14 protein-coding genes are annotated in these 14,208 nt (G+C 72.6%); 8 read left to right on the top strand and 6 right to left on the bottom strand.

Annotated features, from left to right (window positions below; genetic code table 11):
• Positions 1 to 7 precede the first annotated feature (7 nt).
• Together ACFYXC_RS39575 and ACFYXC_RS39570 are read right to left on the bottom strand one after the other, a co-directional pair.
• Positions 8 to 205: a hypothetical protein gene (locus ACFYXC_RS39575; protein ID WP_389557706.1), complete on the bottom strand. Its 198-nt coding sequence runs from the start codon at positions 203 to 205 to the stop codon at positions 8 to 10.
• Between the two features lie 180 nt (positions 206 to 385).
• The gene (locus ACFYXC_RS39570) at positions 386 to 1,225 is read right to left on the bottom strand and encodes a hypothetical protein (protein WP_389557704.1); all 840 of its coding nucleotides are present in this window, start codon (positions 1,223 to 1,225) and stop codon (positions 386 to 388) included.
• A 113-nt stretch (positions 1,226 to 1,338) separates the two neighbouring features.
• Here ACFYXC_RS39570 and ACFYXC_RS39565 point away from each other — a divergent pair, with 113 nt between their 5' ends.
• Complete coding sequence (locus ACFYXC_RS39565) at positions 1,339 to 1,524, top strand: hypothetical protein (RefSeq protein ID WP_389557702.1); 186 nt, start codon at positions 1,339 to 1,341, stop codon at positions 1,522 to 1,524.
• Between the two features lie 140 nt (positions 1,525 to 1,664).
• Here ACFYXC_RS39565 and ACFYXC_RS39560 read toward each other — a convergent pair whose 3' ends face one another.
• From ACFYXC_RS39560 to ACFYXC_RS39550, 3 genes are read right to left on the bottom strand one after another with little or no spacing between them, the layout of a single operon-like run.
• Positions 1,665 to 2,099, bottom strand: coding sequence for an NUDIX hydrolase (locus ACFYXC_RS39560; RefSeq protein WP_388922874.1), 435 nt, complete (start codon positions 2,097 to 2,099; stop codon positions 1,665 to 1,667).
• 22 nt (positions 2,100 to 2,121) lie between these two features.
• On the bottom strand, positions 2,122 to 3,192 hold the full coding sequence (locus ACFYXC_RS39555; RefSeq protein ID WP_389557700.1) for a CHAD domain-containing protein: 1,071 nt from the start codon (positions 3,190 to 3,192) through the stop codon (positions 2,122 to 2,124).
• Positions 3,173 to 5,404: an RNA degradosome polyphosphate kinase gene (locus ACFYXC_RS39550; protein WP_388922881.1), complete on the bottom strand. Its 2,232-nt coding sequence runs from the start codon at positions 5,402 to 5,404 to the stop codon at positions 3,173 to 3,175. The genes ACFYXC_RS39555 and ACFYXC_RS39550 overlap by 20 nt, the downstream gene beginning before the upstream one ends.
• Positions 5,405 to 6,078: 674 nt before the next feature.
• Between ACFYXC_RS39550 and ACFYXC_RS39545 the strand changes: the two genes are divergently transcribed.
• The 6 genes from ACFYXC_RS39545 (at position 6,079) to ACFYXC_RS39520 (ending at position 10,844) form a co-directional block, all read left to right on the top strand.
• Complete coding sequence (locus ACFYXC_RS39545; RefSeq protein WP_389557697.1) at positions 6,079 to 6,621, top strand: RNA polymerase sigma factor; 543 nt, start codon at positions 6,079 to 6,081, stop codon at positions 6,619 to 6,621.
• A gap of 32 nt (positions 6,622 to 6,653) precedes the next feature.
• Positions 6,654 to 7,511: a zf-HC2 domain-containing protein gene (locus tag ACFYXC_RS39540; RefSeq protein ID WP_389557735.1), complete on the top strand. Its 858-nt coding sequence runs from the start codon at positions 6,654 to 6,656 to the stop codon at positions 7,509 to 7,511.
• Positions 7,511 to 7,672, top strand: coding sequence for a hypothetical protein (locus ACFYXC_RS39535; protein ID WP_389557695.1), 162 nt, complete (start codon positions 7,511 to 7,513; stop codon positions 7,670 to 7,672). Before ACFYXC_RS39540 ends, ACFYXC_RS39535 begins: the two co-directional genes overlap by 1 nt.
• Before the next feature lie 111 nt (positions 7,673 to 7,783).
• The gene (locus ACFYXC_RS39530; RefSeq protein WP_389557693.1) at positions 7,784 to 8,659 is read left to right on the top strand and encodes an ABC transporter ATP-binding protein; all 876 of its coding nucleotides are present in this window, start codon (positions 7,784 to 7,786) and stop codon (positions 8,657 to 8,659) included.
• Positions 8,656 to 10,200, top strand: coding sequence for an ABC transporter permease (locus ACFYXC_RS39525; protein ID WP_389557691.1), 1,545 nt, complete (start codon positions 8,656 to 8,658; stop codon positions 10,198 to 10,200). Before ACFYXC_RS39530 ends, ACFYXC_RS39525 begins: the two co-directional genes overlap by 4 nt.
• A 5-nt stretch (positions 10,201 to 10,205) precedes the next feature.
• Positions 10,206 to 10,844 (top strand): ABC transporter, encoded by a 639-nt coding sequence (locus tag ACFYXC_RS39520; protein WP_388922897.1) that lies wholly within the window; start codon positions 10,206 to 10,208, stop codon positions 10,842 to 10,844.
• A 177-nt stretch (positions 10,845 to 11,021) separates the two neighbouring features.
• On the opposite strand, the gene mshD is transcribed toward ACFYXC_RS39520, so the two are convergent.
• Positions 11,022 to 11,987 carry a mycothiol synthase gene (gene mshD / locus ACFYXC_RS39515; protein WP_389557689.1) on the bottom strand — a complete coding sequence of 322 codons (966 nt, stop codon included), beginning with the start codon at positions 11,985 to 11,987 and terminating at the stop codon, positions 11,022 to 11,024.
• A 217-nt stretch (positions 11,988 to 12,204) separates the two neighbouring features.
• Between mshD and ACFYXC_RS39510 the strand changes: the two genes are divergently transcribed.
• On the top strand, positions 12,205 to 14,013 hold the full coding sequence (locus ACFYXC_RS39510) for a bifunctional metallophosphatase/5'-nucleotidase (protein ID WP_389557687.1): 1,809 nt from the start codon (positions 12,205 to 12,207) through the stop codon (positions 14,011 to 14,013).
• Positions 14,014 to 14,208 lie beyond the last annotated feature (195 nt).

Here is a 14,208-nt window from a genome sequence, read left to right as displayed (position 1 = left end):
GGCGCCCCTACGGGGACGGGCGGGGGTCGCCGTGTTCTTGCAGGAAGCGTTCTTCGGCCGCCCTGAGTACCTCGTCGATCCGGTCGGGGCTGAGCCTGTCCTCACGCGCGGCCGAGGCCGCGATGATCAGGTCGCCGCACAGCTCGATCTCGGCGAGGGCCACGTGGTCCTGAACTGCCGTACCGCGCGCCGGAGCCACGTGCATCACCTCTTCCTGCCGTCACCGACTCTCTAGAGTAGGGAGCGGTCCACGGACGGCGCATGGCACCAACGGACCATTTCCGGCCCCGTGCATTCTGGCCTCCCACCGTTCCGCCCCCGGCAGCCGCCGCCCGGCCACTCCGCCGTTCCTCCGTCACACCTCCGCCTGTCCTCCGCGGTTCCGTCACTCGGCGATCCGCCCGGCGTAGATGTCCTTCGCCTTCGGCAGGCGTACGTCGGCGTCGGCGCCGAAGTCGTACAGCAGCGTCGTGGAGGAGACCGCGACCGTGTCCTTCTGCTGTCCGTTCACGAAGCTGAACCGGTGGCGGACCTTGCGGATGCGCCCCTGGTCGTCGAGGTAGACGTCGAAGGGGACCGTCGTCGTGGCGAAGCCCTTCGCCGCCGCCCGCAGCGCGGCCCGGTTGCCCGCCGAGGCGTCGCGCGCGGCCACCCGCAGGTCGGCGGTCCCCCGGTAGTGCCGTACGGCCGTGCCCGCGACCGACGTCCTGCCCACGTACGTCGCCCCTCGCGCGCCGCGCAGCAGCTCGGCGGCGGCGAACGGATCGGTCGCACCGCCCGTGACCAGGTTCCCGTCGGAGAGCGAGGCCGTGTCGACGCGCACCCACTTGTCGGTGGGCACGCCCGCGCCGCGGTTCTTCATGTAGAGGGCGCCCGGCGCCAGGAGCTCGGTGATGGGGCGGTGTTCGTCGGCGCCGGCCGGGTCCTGCGGGAGGAGCACCTGCAACCTGCCCACCTGGTGCGCGAAGTCGTAGACCCCCTCGCCGCGAATGGTCACGCGGGTGCCGCCGGTGGCCATCTCCATCGACGTACGGGCCTTGGAGGTGCCGGCGCGGATCAATTTCTCCGCGGTGCCGTGCAGCACCTCGACCGGGTCCCCGGCGGCGCGGGCGTCGTCGGAGGCGGTCCCGCCGCTCGAGCAGCCGGCAGCGCAGAGCAACAGCCCCGTCGCCGCGGCGGCCAGGGCGACCGCCCCGTCCTTGCGTGTTCGCTGCCGCTCCACCATCGCCTGCTACCCCCAGCCGGGACGTCCTTGGGCGGGCCTCGTGTCGTTCGGCCTAACGACGGCTGGGGGTTGTTGTCACGCGGGTCCGGGGCATGGGGAAGCGTTTACCCGGCATGGGTACCGTGGGTCGCGTGGCGCAGCACGAAGAGATCGGTTCCGCGGAACACCGGACGACCACCGTCGAGCAGGGCCGTTTCTGCGTGGCGCGGTGCACCTGCGGCTGGCGTGGTCCGGCCCGCCGAGCCCGCAGCAAGGCCCGCACGGACGCCCAGACTCACATGACAGAGGACACCCCGTAGGGATCGCCTCCGCCGAGACGCGCCCCGCAAGGGGCGCGGGGAACTGCGCGCCCAACCCCCACGCACCCGCAGTCGACGACATCGGAGCCGCTCCCCGCCGCAGGCGGCACAGCCGCACGCCGTGCCGACCGCACGCAGTGCTACACGCGTCGCAGAACTGCGAGCAGTTCGTCGACGAGCTCCCGGTCCCGCGCCTGCGTGATCCGCTCGCGGGCCGCCGCCGGGCCCAGCCACCGCACACGGTCGACCTCCCGGTTCGGCACGAAGTGCCCCCCGGTCGCCTCGGCGGCCCAGTAGCTCACCTGCTTGGGACGGTCGTTGGCCTGGTAGTGCAGCGTCGTCAGCCGGGGCCCCGGCGCACACCGGTGCCCGGTCTCCTCCTCCACCTCGCGAAGCGCTCCCGCGAGCACGTCCTCGCCGCGCTTCAGCTTGCCCTTGGGATGCGACCAGTCGTCGTACTTCGGTCTGTGGACCAGGCAGATCTCCAGTTCGCCGTCGACCGGCGAGCGGCGCCACAGTACGCAGCCCGCCGCGAGTACGGGGTCTGTGTTCGTCGCGTGCACTGGGCCTCCCATCACGAGTACCGGCCCCCGTCCGTCACGGAGTGCCGACCGTCTCCCTCATCCAGGCCCGCTGAAACGTGAACCTGGCCGCTTCCACCTCGTGTCGCTGGTCCGCGTGGAGCACTCCGAGCGCGTACGCCGTCGCCGGGGCGATCCGCGGGGTGCGGGCCGCGGCGGCCGCCGCCGCGGCGGCCTCGGCGGCGTCGCGGTGCCGGTCCAGGGCCTGGCCGGCGTTCAGCAGGCGTACGTCCACCAGGATCTCGTCGCCGAACAGGACCTCGCGCGCGTACCGGTGCAGGCGCAGCAGGAGGCGTACCTGGTGCCAGGGGGCGTCCTGGGGCTGCGGCGCGGTGTCGGCGGCGAGGCCGTGGACGAGGGCCTCCGAGTTGTAGGGGTGGCCCGCGGTGACCAGGGGCAGCCCGGTGACGGCGTCGCAGAGGCGTTCCTCCGCGGCGGCGGCCAGCGGCTTGAGCCCCGTGGCGCCGGTGGTGCCGGTCGCCGCCGCGCTCAGCGGGACCTCGCTGGCCAGCACGGCGACGTTGTCGGCGACGGCGTGGAACCGGCTGGAGCCCAGGGCCTGGAGCGCGGCCGAGTGGGCGCGGGTCCTGGCGAGGGTCAGCTGGCGTTCCAGGAGGGCGCCCGCCTTGGCCGCGCCGACGGTCAGGGTGCCCTTCTCGGTCCGTACCTCGGAGGTGGCCTGGGTGGGGAACGCCGCCGAGCCCGACAGCCGGTGCAGTGCCGCGAGCAGCCGCTCCTGACGGGCCCCGTACGCGTGCTCACGGGCCAGGGTGCCCGACAGCCAGGCCAGTTCGGGGCGCATGGTCTCCGACCAGCCCTCGTCGAGCAGGGGCCGGAACGTGTGCAGGGTGCCGCTGATACGGCGGGCCGAGCGGCGCAGTGCGCGCGCCGCGTCCACGGCTGCCTTCGAGCCGTTCTCCCCCACGCTCGACTGCGCTCGCGCGGGGGGACCCCCACCCGCCGCGCCCCCGGTCTCCCGGTGCTGGCGCAGCGCGCGGAGGAACTCCGTGGCCTGGGTCCGGAGATAGGCCGCGAGGGCGTCTCCGGCCACGGGGCCCGCCGTGGGGTCAAGGTGTTGCTGTGCCACGCCGGCGCCTCCGGGCGTCTATGAGCATCTCCTGGACGTTGCGCAGGGGGCGGCCGTCGGCGTCGGTCGCGTGCCGGGTCCAATCGCCGTCGGGGCCCAGGTGCCAGGAGGAAGTGGTATCGGACATGCCGGTCTCGAACAGCCGGTTGAGGGCGGACCGATGAGCCGGGTCGGTGATCCTGACCAGGGCTTCGATCCGCCGGTCGAGGTTGCGGTGCATCATGTCGGCGCTGCCGATCCACACCTCGGGCTCGCCTCCGTTGCCGAAGCCGAAGACCCGCGAGTGTTCGAGGAAGCGGCCGAGGATGGACCGTACGCGTATGTTCTCGGACAGGCCCGCGACGCCCGGTCGTACGGCGCAGATCCCGCGCACCCAGATGTCCACCGGCACACCGGCCTGGGAGGCGCGGTAGAGCGAGTCGATGAGCGCCTCGTCCACCATCGAGTTGACCTTGATGCGGACGTGGGCCGGGCGGCCGGCACGGTGGTGCTGGACCTCCTTGTTGATCCGCGATATCAGGCCGTCGCGCAGGGACTTGGGTGCGACCAGCAGACGGCGGTAGGTCTCGCGGCGGGAGTAGCCGGAGAGCCGGTTGAAGAGGTCGGAGAGGTCCGCGCCGACCTGCGGGTCGGCGGTCAGGAGCCCCAGGTCCTCGTACAGCCGGGCGGTCTTCGGGTGATAGTTGCCCGTACCGACGTGGCAGTAGCGGCGCAGGGTCTCGCCCTCCTGGCGCACCACCAGTGACAGCTTGCAGTGGGTCTTGAGGCCGACGAGGCCGTAGACCACGTGGCAGCCGGCCTCCTCCAGTTTGCGGGCCCACTTGATGTTGGCCTGCTCGTCGAAGCGTGCCTTGATCTCGACGAGGACGAGGACCTGCTTGCCGGCCTCGGCGGCCTCGATGAGGGCGTCGACGATGGGGGAGTCGCCCGAGGTCCGGTACAGGGTCTGCTTGATGGCCAGCACGTCCGGGTCGGACGCGGCCTGCTCCAGGAACGCCTGCACGGAGGTGGAGAAGCTGTCGTACGGGTGGTGCAGCAGGACGTCGCGCTCGCGCAGGGCGGCGAAGATGTCGGGCGGGGACGCCGACTCGACCTCCGCGAGGTCGCGGTGCGTGCCCGCGATGAACTTCACGTACTTCAGCTCGGGCCGGTCGAGCGCGCCGATGCCGAAGAGGCCCGTGAGGTCCAGGGGACCCGGCAGCGGGTACACCTCGGCCTCGGAGATCTTCAGCTCCCGTACCAGCAGGTCCAGTACGTACCGGTCGATGGACTCCTCGACCTCCAGGCGCACCGGCGGCCCGAGGCGGCGGCGCATGAGCTCCTTCTCCAGGGCCTGGAGCAGGTTCTCGGCGTCGTCCTCCTCGACCTCCAGGTCCTCGTTCCGGGTGACGCGGAACGTGTGGTGCTCCAGGACCTCCATGCCCGGGAAGAGCTCCTCCAGGTGGGCCGCGATGACGTCCTCGATGGGGACGAAACGGCTCGGGGATGCCTCCAGGAAGCGGGAGAGCAGCGGCGGGACCTTCACGCGCGCGAAGTGGCGGTGGCCGGAGACCGGGTTGCGCACGACGACCGCGAGGTTCAGCGACAGACCCGAGATGTACGGGAAGGGGTGCGCCGGGTCGACCGCGAGGGGCGTCAGCACCGGGAAGATCTGGTGGCGGAAGAGCGTGAAGAGGCGGGCCTGCTCCTTCTCGGACAGCTCGCTCCAGCGGACGAGGTGGATGCCCTCCTCGCCGAGCTGGGGCGCCACGTCCTCCTGGTAGCAGGCGGCGTGCCGGGCCATGAGCTCGCGCGAGCGGGCCCAGATCATCTCCAGCACCTCGCGGGGCTGGAGGCCCGAGGCCGAGCGGGTGGCCACGCCGGTGGCGATGCGCCGCTTCAGGCCGGCGACGCGGACCATGAAGAACTCGTCCAGGTTGCTGGCGAAGATCGCCAGGAATTTCGCCCGTTCGAGGAGGGGTGTGTTCGGATCCTCGGCGAGTTCGAGGACCCGCTCGTTGAACGCGAGCCAGCTGCGCTCCCGGTCGAGGAAACGGCCCTGCGGAAGCTGGACGCCGTCCTGCACGGTGTCCTCGTACGCGTCGAGGTCGGCGTCGAGGTCGGGCTCCAGGTCGGAGACGTTCGCCGCCACGGTGTGCGGGCGGTGCGCGGCTATGGAACCGACGGACGGCTGCGGGTGCTGTACCTGTGCCTGGGCATTGGGCTGGCTCATGAACCCATTCTTCCGTGCCCGGCCGGGATCAGGCGCGTCGGAAGGAGCGGGCGGGAGCGCCGCGCGCAGGTGCGGGCTCCCGTTCTCCCTCGTGCGGGAGGGCTCGCGCTCCGGCGGAGGCGAGGGCTCGGGCGGGGCGGGGTTCATTGCCCGAGGGTCGCAAGCCTGTCTGAATCGCTGGTTACGGAGACATGACGTGCGGGATATCGGGGGGAGGCCCCCGGGCGTCCACCTGGCCGGTCCGTCCGTCGCTCCCTCGCATAAACGGACGTACGGACCGGAGTCCGGCCGCTCCGCCGTCCGGCCGAACGGCGGCGAAGCAGCCGGAAGGCCCCGGCGGTGGCGAGCGCCGTGACCGCGGGGGCGATCGGCGCCGGTGGCCGTGCCCGCGGGCCCGCCCCGGGCTCGGGCGGTACCGGTCGCCCAACCGGGTGACGGCGGGCATGACGGCGACGGCGATGCCCGGGGCGGGCCTCGGTCCGGCCCGCGAGGGTGCCGGCTGCCCTGCTCCCGGCGGGCGCGGTTCAGGGCGGCGCCGAGGCGGGGGACGGCGTCGGCCGTGAGCTGGTGCGCGGTGTCAGAGGGGATGCGCGGTGTCGTGGATCGATGCGTGATGTCGTGAACCGGTGCGTGATGCCGTGAACCGATCGGTGGGGCTCGTGCGATGAGGGGGTGTGAGGGAAACGAGAAGCGACGGGGATCTGCTGCGGGCCATCGCGGCGGACGGTGACCGGCGCGCCTTCGAAGAGCTGTACCGGCGGTATGCGCCATGGCTCGGGGCGAGGCTGCGGGGGCGCTGTTCCGACGTGGGGACGGTCGACGACGTCGTGCAGGAGACCTTCCTCGCGGTGTGGCGCGGCAGCGCCCGCTACCGCGAGGAGGGAGACGTGGCCGGCTGGCTGTGGCGGATCGGCTCGCGGCGGCTGGTCGACGCCCTGCGGGGCGAGGGCGCGCGGGGCCGGATGCGGCAGGCGCTCGCCCGGCTGCGGCACCGGGAGGAGGCGTCCGCGGAGGAGCGCGTGCTCGCGGGAGTGGAGCACGGGGACCTCGCGGGGGCCCTGGTCCGGCTGTCGCCCGAGCTGCGGTCGGTTTTGCAGGCCACGGTCATCGACGGACTGACCACCCGGGAGGCCGCCGTCCTGCTCGGCATCCCGCCGGGGACGGTCAAGACACGGGCCCTGCGGGCCCGCAAGCAGCTGCGGGAGGAGTTGGCATGAGCGACACGAACGAGATCCGGGACCCGGGCGGCATGACCTGGCACGTCGCGCAGGACGATCTCCGGGCGTATGGGCGGGGCGACCTGGCGCCGCCGATGCTGTGGTCGGCCGACACCCACCTGATGGCCTGCGCGCGCTGCCGGGCGGTCCTGGCCGAGGTGAGCGACCCGGCCCCGCTGGACGAGGGATGGGCGCGGCTCGACGCCGAGCTGGACGCGCCGCGGCCGGGCTTCCTGGAGTCGGCGTTCGTACGGCTCGGGGTGGCCGACCACACGGCACGGCTGCTCGCGGCCACCCCCGTGCTGCGGCTGTCCTGGCTGGGCGCGGTCATCGCCGTGCTGCTGATGACGGTGGTCGTGACCAACTCCGCCGAAGCGCCGGGGACACCGGCACTGTTCCTCGCCCTGGCCCCGCTGCTGCCCCTCGCCGGGGTCGCGCTGTCGTACGGGCCCGCGCTCGACCCGACCTACGAGATGGCCGTGGTGTCGCCGATGCACGGGTTCCGGCTGCTGATGATCCGTACCGTCCCCGTGCTGGCCGTCGCGCTCACGCTGAACGGCCTCGCGACGCTCGCGCTCCCCTCGTACGGGCTGCGCGCCCTGGCCTGGCTGCTGCCGGCGCTGGCGCTCACCGCGACCGGGCTCGCGCTGACACCCCGGCTGGGCCCGGTCCTCGCACCCGCTCTCGTCGGCGGGACGTGGGTAACCGTGCTGGTGGTCGCGCGGGAGATGACCGACGGGACCCTGGCGCCGTACACGGTGGCGGGGCAGGGCGTGGCGGCCGTGGTCGCCGTGGTCGCCGCCGGGTTCTTCTACCTCCGCCGCGACCGCTTCGACTCGGTCTCCGCGCACGTGCCGTTCGCGGGCTTCCCGGGCGGGGGTGCGGCGTGATGTCCGATGTCTCGCGCAGGCGGCTCACGCTGTTCGGGGCCGGGCTGCTGATGACCGCTTCGGTTCTCCTGCGGATGCTGCACGTCGTGGCCGTGGTCCTCACGGACTCCTCCCGCAAGCGGGGCTCCGGCTCGTCCTCCTCGAACGGGAGCGACGGATGACGGCCGCCGCACTCCCACCGCTCCTGCCGTTCTCTCCGCTCCCGCCGTTCCTTCCGCTCCCGCCTCCTTCGCGGCTGCCCCTGTCCTCGCTCTCTCGTACTGGAGTCACGCATGTCTGACCTTCGCTCCGCACCGACGGTGTCCGCCGCCGGACTCACCCTGCGCTACGGCAGGACGGCGGCGCTCGACGACGTGTCCGTGCGGCTCGGCGAGGGCGTCACCGGCCTCCTCGGACCCAACGGAGCGGGCAAGACCACCCTGTTGCGGGTTCTGGCCACCGCCGTGCCCCCGGACCGCGGGTCGTTCTCGGTCCTCGGGAACGACCCGGGTACGACGGCCGGACGGCAGGAGGTGCGGCGCGCCCTGGGCTATCTGCCGCAGGCGCCCGGCTTCCACCCGGACTTCACGGCCTTCGAGTTCGTCGACTACGTGGCGATCCTGAAGGAGCTGACGGACCGCTCCGCCCGGCACCGCGAGGTGCGGCGGGTCCTGGACGCCGTCGCGCTGTCCGACGTGCGGAGCAAGCGCATCAAGAAGCTCTCCGGCGGGATGCGCCAGCGGGTCGCACTGGCCGCCGCCCTCGTCGGCGACCCCGGCTTCCTGGTTCTCGACGAGCCGACCGTCGGCCTCGACCCCGAACAGCGCATGCGTTTCCGCGAGCTGATCGCCCGGGCGGGGGAGGGGCGGACCGTTCTGCTGTCCACCCACCAGACCGAGGACGTCGCGATGCTCTGCCACCGCGTGATCGTCATGACCCGCGGCCGCGTCCGCTTCGAGGGCACCCCGGCCGAGCTGACCGCGTGTGCGGCGGGCCGGGTGTGGAGCAGCGCCGAACGCGATCCCGGCGCCTGGGCCGGCTGGCGCACCGGTACGGGCTCCTTCCGCAACGTCGGCGAACCACCCGAGGGCGCAGACCTGCTCGAACCGACCCTGGAGGACGGCTACCTGCTCATTCTCGACGGAGAGCCCTCGGAGGTGGCGGCATGAGCACCGCACTGGAGACGCCCGTGCGGTCCGCCGGGCCGACGCAACCGCCGCGCCCGTGGGCAGCAGTGTTCGCCCTCGCCCGCTTCGAGGCGCGCGAGCTGCGCATGACCGTCTCCTTCCTCGGCGTCGCGGTCCTGTACATGGCCTGGATCGTCTGGCTGACCACACAGAACCAGGGCGACTACCCGATCCTGCAGAACGTCGACCGCGGTACGCAGGGCATCCCGGTGCTGGTCGGGCTCGCCGTCATGCTGGGCGTCAACCGCGCGGTCCTGCGCTCCCAGCGGAGCGACACGGACCGGCACTTCGACGTCCTGGTCGTCGAGCCCTGGCGGCGCACGGCCGCCCATGTGCTCTCCGTCGTGCCGGCGGTCCTGTTCACGGCGGTGTGCGTCACCGTCCAGTTCACCTGGGCCGCGCTCAAGCCCGGTGCGGCAGGGCACGGTTCGCCCGCCGAGCTCGCCGTCGGCCCGCTGACGGTCCTGTTGTTCGGCGTGCTCGGTGTGCTCCTCGCCCGCCTGGTCCGCTCCGTGTTCGCCGCGCCGCTCTTCCTGCTCCTCCTGCTCTTCGGGCAGCTGTTCGTGGCGAGCCCGTCCGACCCCGGCTGGACGAGCTGGCTCAGCCCGGTCGTCACCGAGAGCGGCAACACTCCGTTCCCCTCCGACCTGCTGGGCCGACCCGCCGCCTGGCACGCCCTGTACCTCACCGGGCTCGCCCTGTTCGTGGCCTTGCTCGCGGTGCTGGTCAGCGGCGGCGGTACGACCGTCGTCAAGGCGGCCGTCGCGGGATCGCTCGCGCTGACGCTGGTGGGCGTGGTCGGACAGTCCGGAGGCACCCCGGAGGAGACGAAGGCGGCCCGCGAACGGGCGTCGGTCACTCCGGAGAAGGTCCGCTCGTGCATCGAGCACGGCCGGTCCTCGTACTGCGCGTTCCCCGAGTGGACGGGCCGGACCGCCGACTGGGCCGCCGTGGTCGACCGCGTCCAGGACCTCGCGGGCGGCAGAGCCGGCAGCGCACGGCTGACCGTGAATCAGCGCATCGACGCCCGCTACGGGCTGGGCACCGACGCCCTGCTCTCCCCGTCCACGGAGCCCGGTCACGTCACCGTCGGCACGAACTGGGGCGGCAACCGCGTCCCCGAGTTCGCCGTCGCCGCCGCGTCCGTGCTGGTGACGGGGAACGAGAAGGCGGGCACCGAGGTGTGCGACGCCCGGCTGGTGACGATCATGTGGCTGGCGCTGGGCGGAGAGTCCGACCCGATGTCCGCGTTCCGGAACGTCCGTCTCGACGACAGTGTCTCGGGCGCCGCCATCATCCTGTCGCCCACGGAGACGTTCAGCCTGAGCGCCGAACAGACCCGGATCGTCGCGGAGCTGCTCCAGAAGCCGCGCTACAGCGTGGCCGGGAAGGTGAAAGCCAAGTGGACGGAGCTCACCTCCCCCGACACGTCGACGGCGAGGGTCGCGCACCTGCTCGGGGTACCGGCCGCGGACCGGGCGGCGGACGCGGCGGAAGAGGACGGCGACTCGTGCGAGCGGTGACGGTCATGACACGAGCCCTGCTTCCGCCCGTGTGGCGCACGCTGCCCCGGCGCGCGCTCGTGGCAGGCGCCGCGGTGGGGCTGCTGCTGGCCGGCATCCCCCGCATGCAGTCCAGTCCGCCCGATGCCCGGCTCGGCCTCTTCGCGCTGCGGGCGGCCGCGCTGGCCTTCGCCCTGGGACTGGCGTTCCTGCTGGACGACCCGGCCCGCCACATCACCTCGGCGGTGCCGGCCCGGCGCCCGCTGCGGGTCGGACTGCGCGTGGCACTGGTCGCCCCGTTCGCGGCGCTCTGCTGGACGGCGGCCCTGCTCCTCGTACCGGCCGGGGCCCGCCCCCCGGTGGGCGCCCTCACCCTGGAGGCGACCGCCACGGCGGTACTGAGCCTCACGGCAGCGGCGCTGGCCGCCCGGCGCGCCCATCTCACGGAGCCCGGGACCGCGATATCGACGTGGCTGCTGTGCACGGCGGCAGCCGCCTACCTCCTGCTCCCCCACAAGTGGACGCTCCTGGTGACTCCGGACGACCCCCGCTGGGCGAGCACCCACACCCACTGGGGACTGCTGCTGGCCGTGGCGGCGGCGGTAGGGGCCAGGGCCTGCACGGAGCCCGTACGGGCGAGGTTCAGACCGCGCGCCTTCTTCTAGGCCCTGTCGTCAGATGTCCGCCCGCCGGGTGCGGGGGCCGGTGGGAGAAGCCCTCACCGGCTGCGATGTGCACAACGCGCCGTCGTCACCGCGCACAACGCGCCGTCAGCACCGTGCACAACGAACCCTCGTCGTCGCGCACAACGCACCCTCGTCGTCCGTCCGTCGTCCGTCCGTTCAGGACTCCGTCCGGTACATGAGGTCCGTCTCGTGGACCACGAACCCGAGCCGCTCGTAGACAGCCACCGCAGCCAGGTTGTCCGCGTCGACGTACAACATCGCGACCGGCACCCCCGTCCCCGCCAGATGGCGGAGGCCGATCGTGGTGAGGGCCTTCCCGAGGCCGCCCCCCTGTGCGTCGGGCCGCACCCCGACGACGTACACCTCGCCGAGCCCTTCGGCCTGGTGGACCTTGGTCCAGTGGAACCCGACCAGTTCTTCACCCCGGAAGGCGAGGAAGAACCCGGCCGGATCGAACCACGGCTCGGCCTTGCGGTCGTCGAGGTCCCGCTGACCGAGCGACCCCTGTTCGGGGTGGTGCGCGAAGGCGGCGGCGTTCGCGGCGAGCCACGCGGCATCGTCCTGGCCCGGCACGAACGGACGCACCCGTACCCCGTCGGGCAGCTTCGGCTCGGGCAGGTCGAGGTCCGTCAGGGACCGCCGCATCTGCCGCAGCTCGCGGAAGAGCGCGAGGCCGAGGACCTGGGCGAGGTGGCGGGCGGCCGGGTGCCCGCCGTGGGCCCACACCCGCAGCCGCTTGCCGGACTCGGCGAGCAGGGCGTTGCCCAGCGCACGCCCGTGCCCGTGACCGCGGTGCGCCGGGTGGACGACCAGTTCGGCGGCCGGAGCCTCGACGGGGTCGGTGTCCTCCAGCTGCGCGTACCCGACGAGCTGGTCCTGGGAGCTCAGCAAGAGGTGCTGGACGCCTTCCCGGGCGTCGCCGCGCAGGCGCAGGCGGCCCTGTTCGGACACGGCCTGCTGTCCGTCGGCCCGGGCGGCCTCCGCGAGGAGGGCGAGCACGGCCTCGGTCTGCTCGGGGCTCAGCGTGGCGAGGGTGTCGATGGAGCGGGCCGTGGGGATGCCGCCCTGGCCGAGCGAGGCCGAGAGCTTGCGGGCAGCCGGTGCGGTGTCGTCGCTGGTCATGGGTACGAGGGTACGGCGTGTCCGGTTCATGGCGAAGTAGTCCGCGAAGGGGCGTCAGGGGGAGTACGCGGCCGGTGCGCGACCTGTCCGTTTTCTGGCGAAACACTCCTGGAGGCAACCAGTCCGTAACCCTGAACCCCCTGTCGCGCTACGCGCGTTGACTCTAGGCTGCGCCGGGACGGGGCCCACATATTTCAGCCGACCCACAGGGGGGCACATGTCAGCCACACCTCAGCCGTACCGCAGCAGACGCCGCACCACCCGCCTCCTCGCGGCGGCCGCGGGCGTCGCCACCGTCGGCGCTCTGGTCGCGGCGCTGCCGGCGTCCGCGGGCGAGTCGACGAAGAAGCCCGGCCACCAGCGCCCGGGGCGCTACCAGGACGTCCAGCTGCTGTCGTTCAACGACCTGCACGGGAACCTGGAGCCGCCGTCCGGTTCGGCCGGCCGGGTCACCGAGATCCAGCCGGACGGCACGACCAAGACGATCGACGCGGGCGGCGTCGAGTACCTGGCGACGCATCTGCGCCAGGCCCGGGAGGGCAACAAGTACTCGGTGACCGCGGCCGGCGGTGACATGGTCGGCGCCTCCCCGTTGATCTCGGGTCTCTTCCACGACGAGCCCACCATCGAGGCGCTGAACAAGCTCGACCTCGATGTGTCGAGCGTCGGCAACCACGAGTTCGACGAGGGCGCCAGGGAACTGGGCCGCCTGCAGAACGGCGGCTGCCACCCCACGGACGGCTGTTATGTGGCGGGCGAGAAGTTCAAGGGCGCCGACTTCCCGTACCTCGCGGCGAACGTCCTCGACGAGAAGACCAAGAAGCCGGTCCTGAAGCCCTACTGGGTGTGGAAGAAGAACGGCGTCAAGGTCGGCTTCATCGGCGTCACCCTTGAGGACACCCCGGGCGTCGTCTCCGCCGAGGGCGTGAAGGGCCTCACGTTCAAGGACGAGGTCGAGACGATCAACAAGTACGCGAAGGAGCTGGAGCGGCAGGGCGTCAAGTCGGTCGTCGCGCTGGTCCACGAGGGCGGACTCCCGGCCTCGCAGGCGTACAACTACGACTGTGACTCGCCCGGTGGCGGCGACGGCATATCCGGCCCCATCGTGGACATCGCGAAGAACGTCACGCCGAGGGTCGACGCGCTGGTCACCGGTCACACGCACGCCGCGTACGCGTGCACGATCGACGACCCGTCGGGCAAGCCGCGCACGGTCACCTCGGCCTCGTCCTTCGGGCGGCTCTACACCGACACGACGCTGACGTACGACCGCCGGACCGGGGACATCGCCCGGACCGCCGTCGCCTCGGCGAACCACGTGGTGACGCGTGACGTGCCCAAGGCGCCGGACATGACCGAGTTGATCACCAGGTGGAACACCCTCGCGGCGCCGATCGGCAACAAGCCCATCGGATACATCTCCGGTGACATCTCCAGCGCCGGCACCGAGTCCCCGATGGGCGACCTGATCGCCGACGCGCAGCTCGCGTACGGCAAGGAACTGGACCCCGGGACCGACCTCGCGCTGATGAACCCGGGCGGTATCCGGGCGCCCCTCACCTACGCGGCCAAGGGCGCCGAGGGCGACGGCGTGGTGACCTACGCCGAGGGCTTCACGGTCCAGCCGTTCGCCAACACGGTGAATCTGCAGGACTTCACCGGCGCCCAGCTCGTCCAGGTGCTGAAGGAGCAGGTCACCGGGACGAACGCCGCCTCGCCGAAGGTGCTGCAGGTGTCGTCGGGTCTGACCTACACGCTCGACCTGACGAAGAGCGGCGCCGACCGTGTCGTCACCGACTCGATCAGGCTGAACGGAGCGGCGATCGACCCGGCCGCCACCTACCGCGTCGCGTCCAACAGCTTCCTCGCGGGCGGCGGCGACGGGTTCACCACGCTGGGTCAGGGCACCAACGACCTGGTGGGCGACGACGACCTCGCGGCCCTGGAGAAGTACCTGCTGGCCAACTCGTCGGCGACCGACCCGATCGCGCCTCCCGCGGCGAACCGGATCACGATCGTCCAGTAGTCCAGTAGTCCAGTAGTCCAAGTCCGGTAGCCGAGTAGTCCGTCAGCTCGTCAGTCGAGGGGTGGGGGGGCCCCCCCCCCCCCGGCCCCCCCCCCCCCCCCCCCCCCCCCCCCCCCCCCGCCCGCGGCCCGGCCCCCCCCCCCCCCCCCCCCCCCCCCCCGCCGCGCGGGGGGGGGGGGGCGCGGCGGCGCCGGC

The organism is Streptomyces sp. NPDC002701, from assembly GCF_042889045.1.
In the GTDB taxonomy this organism is placed as follows: domain Bacteria; phylum Actinomycetota; class Actinomycetes; order Streptomycetales; family Streptomycetaceae; genus Streptomyces.
This window is presented reverse-complemented; position numbering and strand designations above follow the sequence as displayed.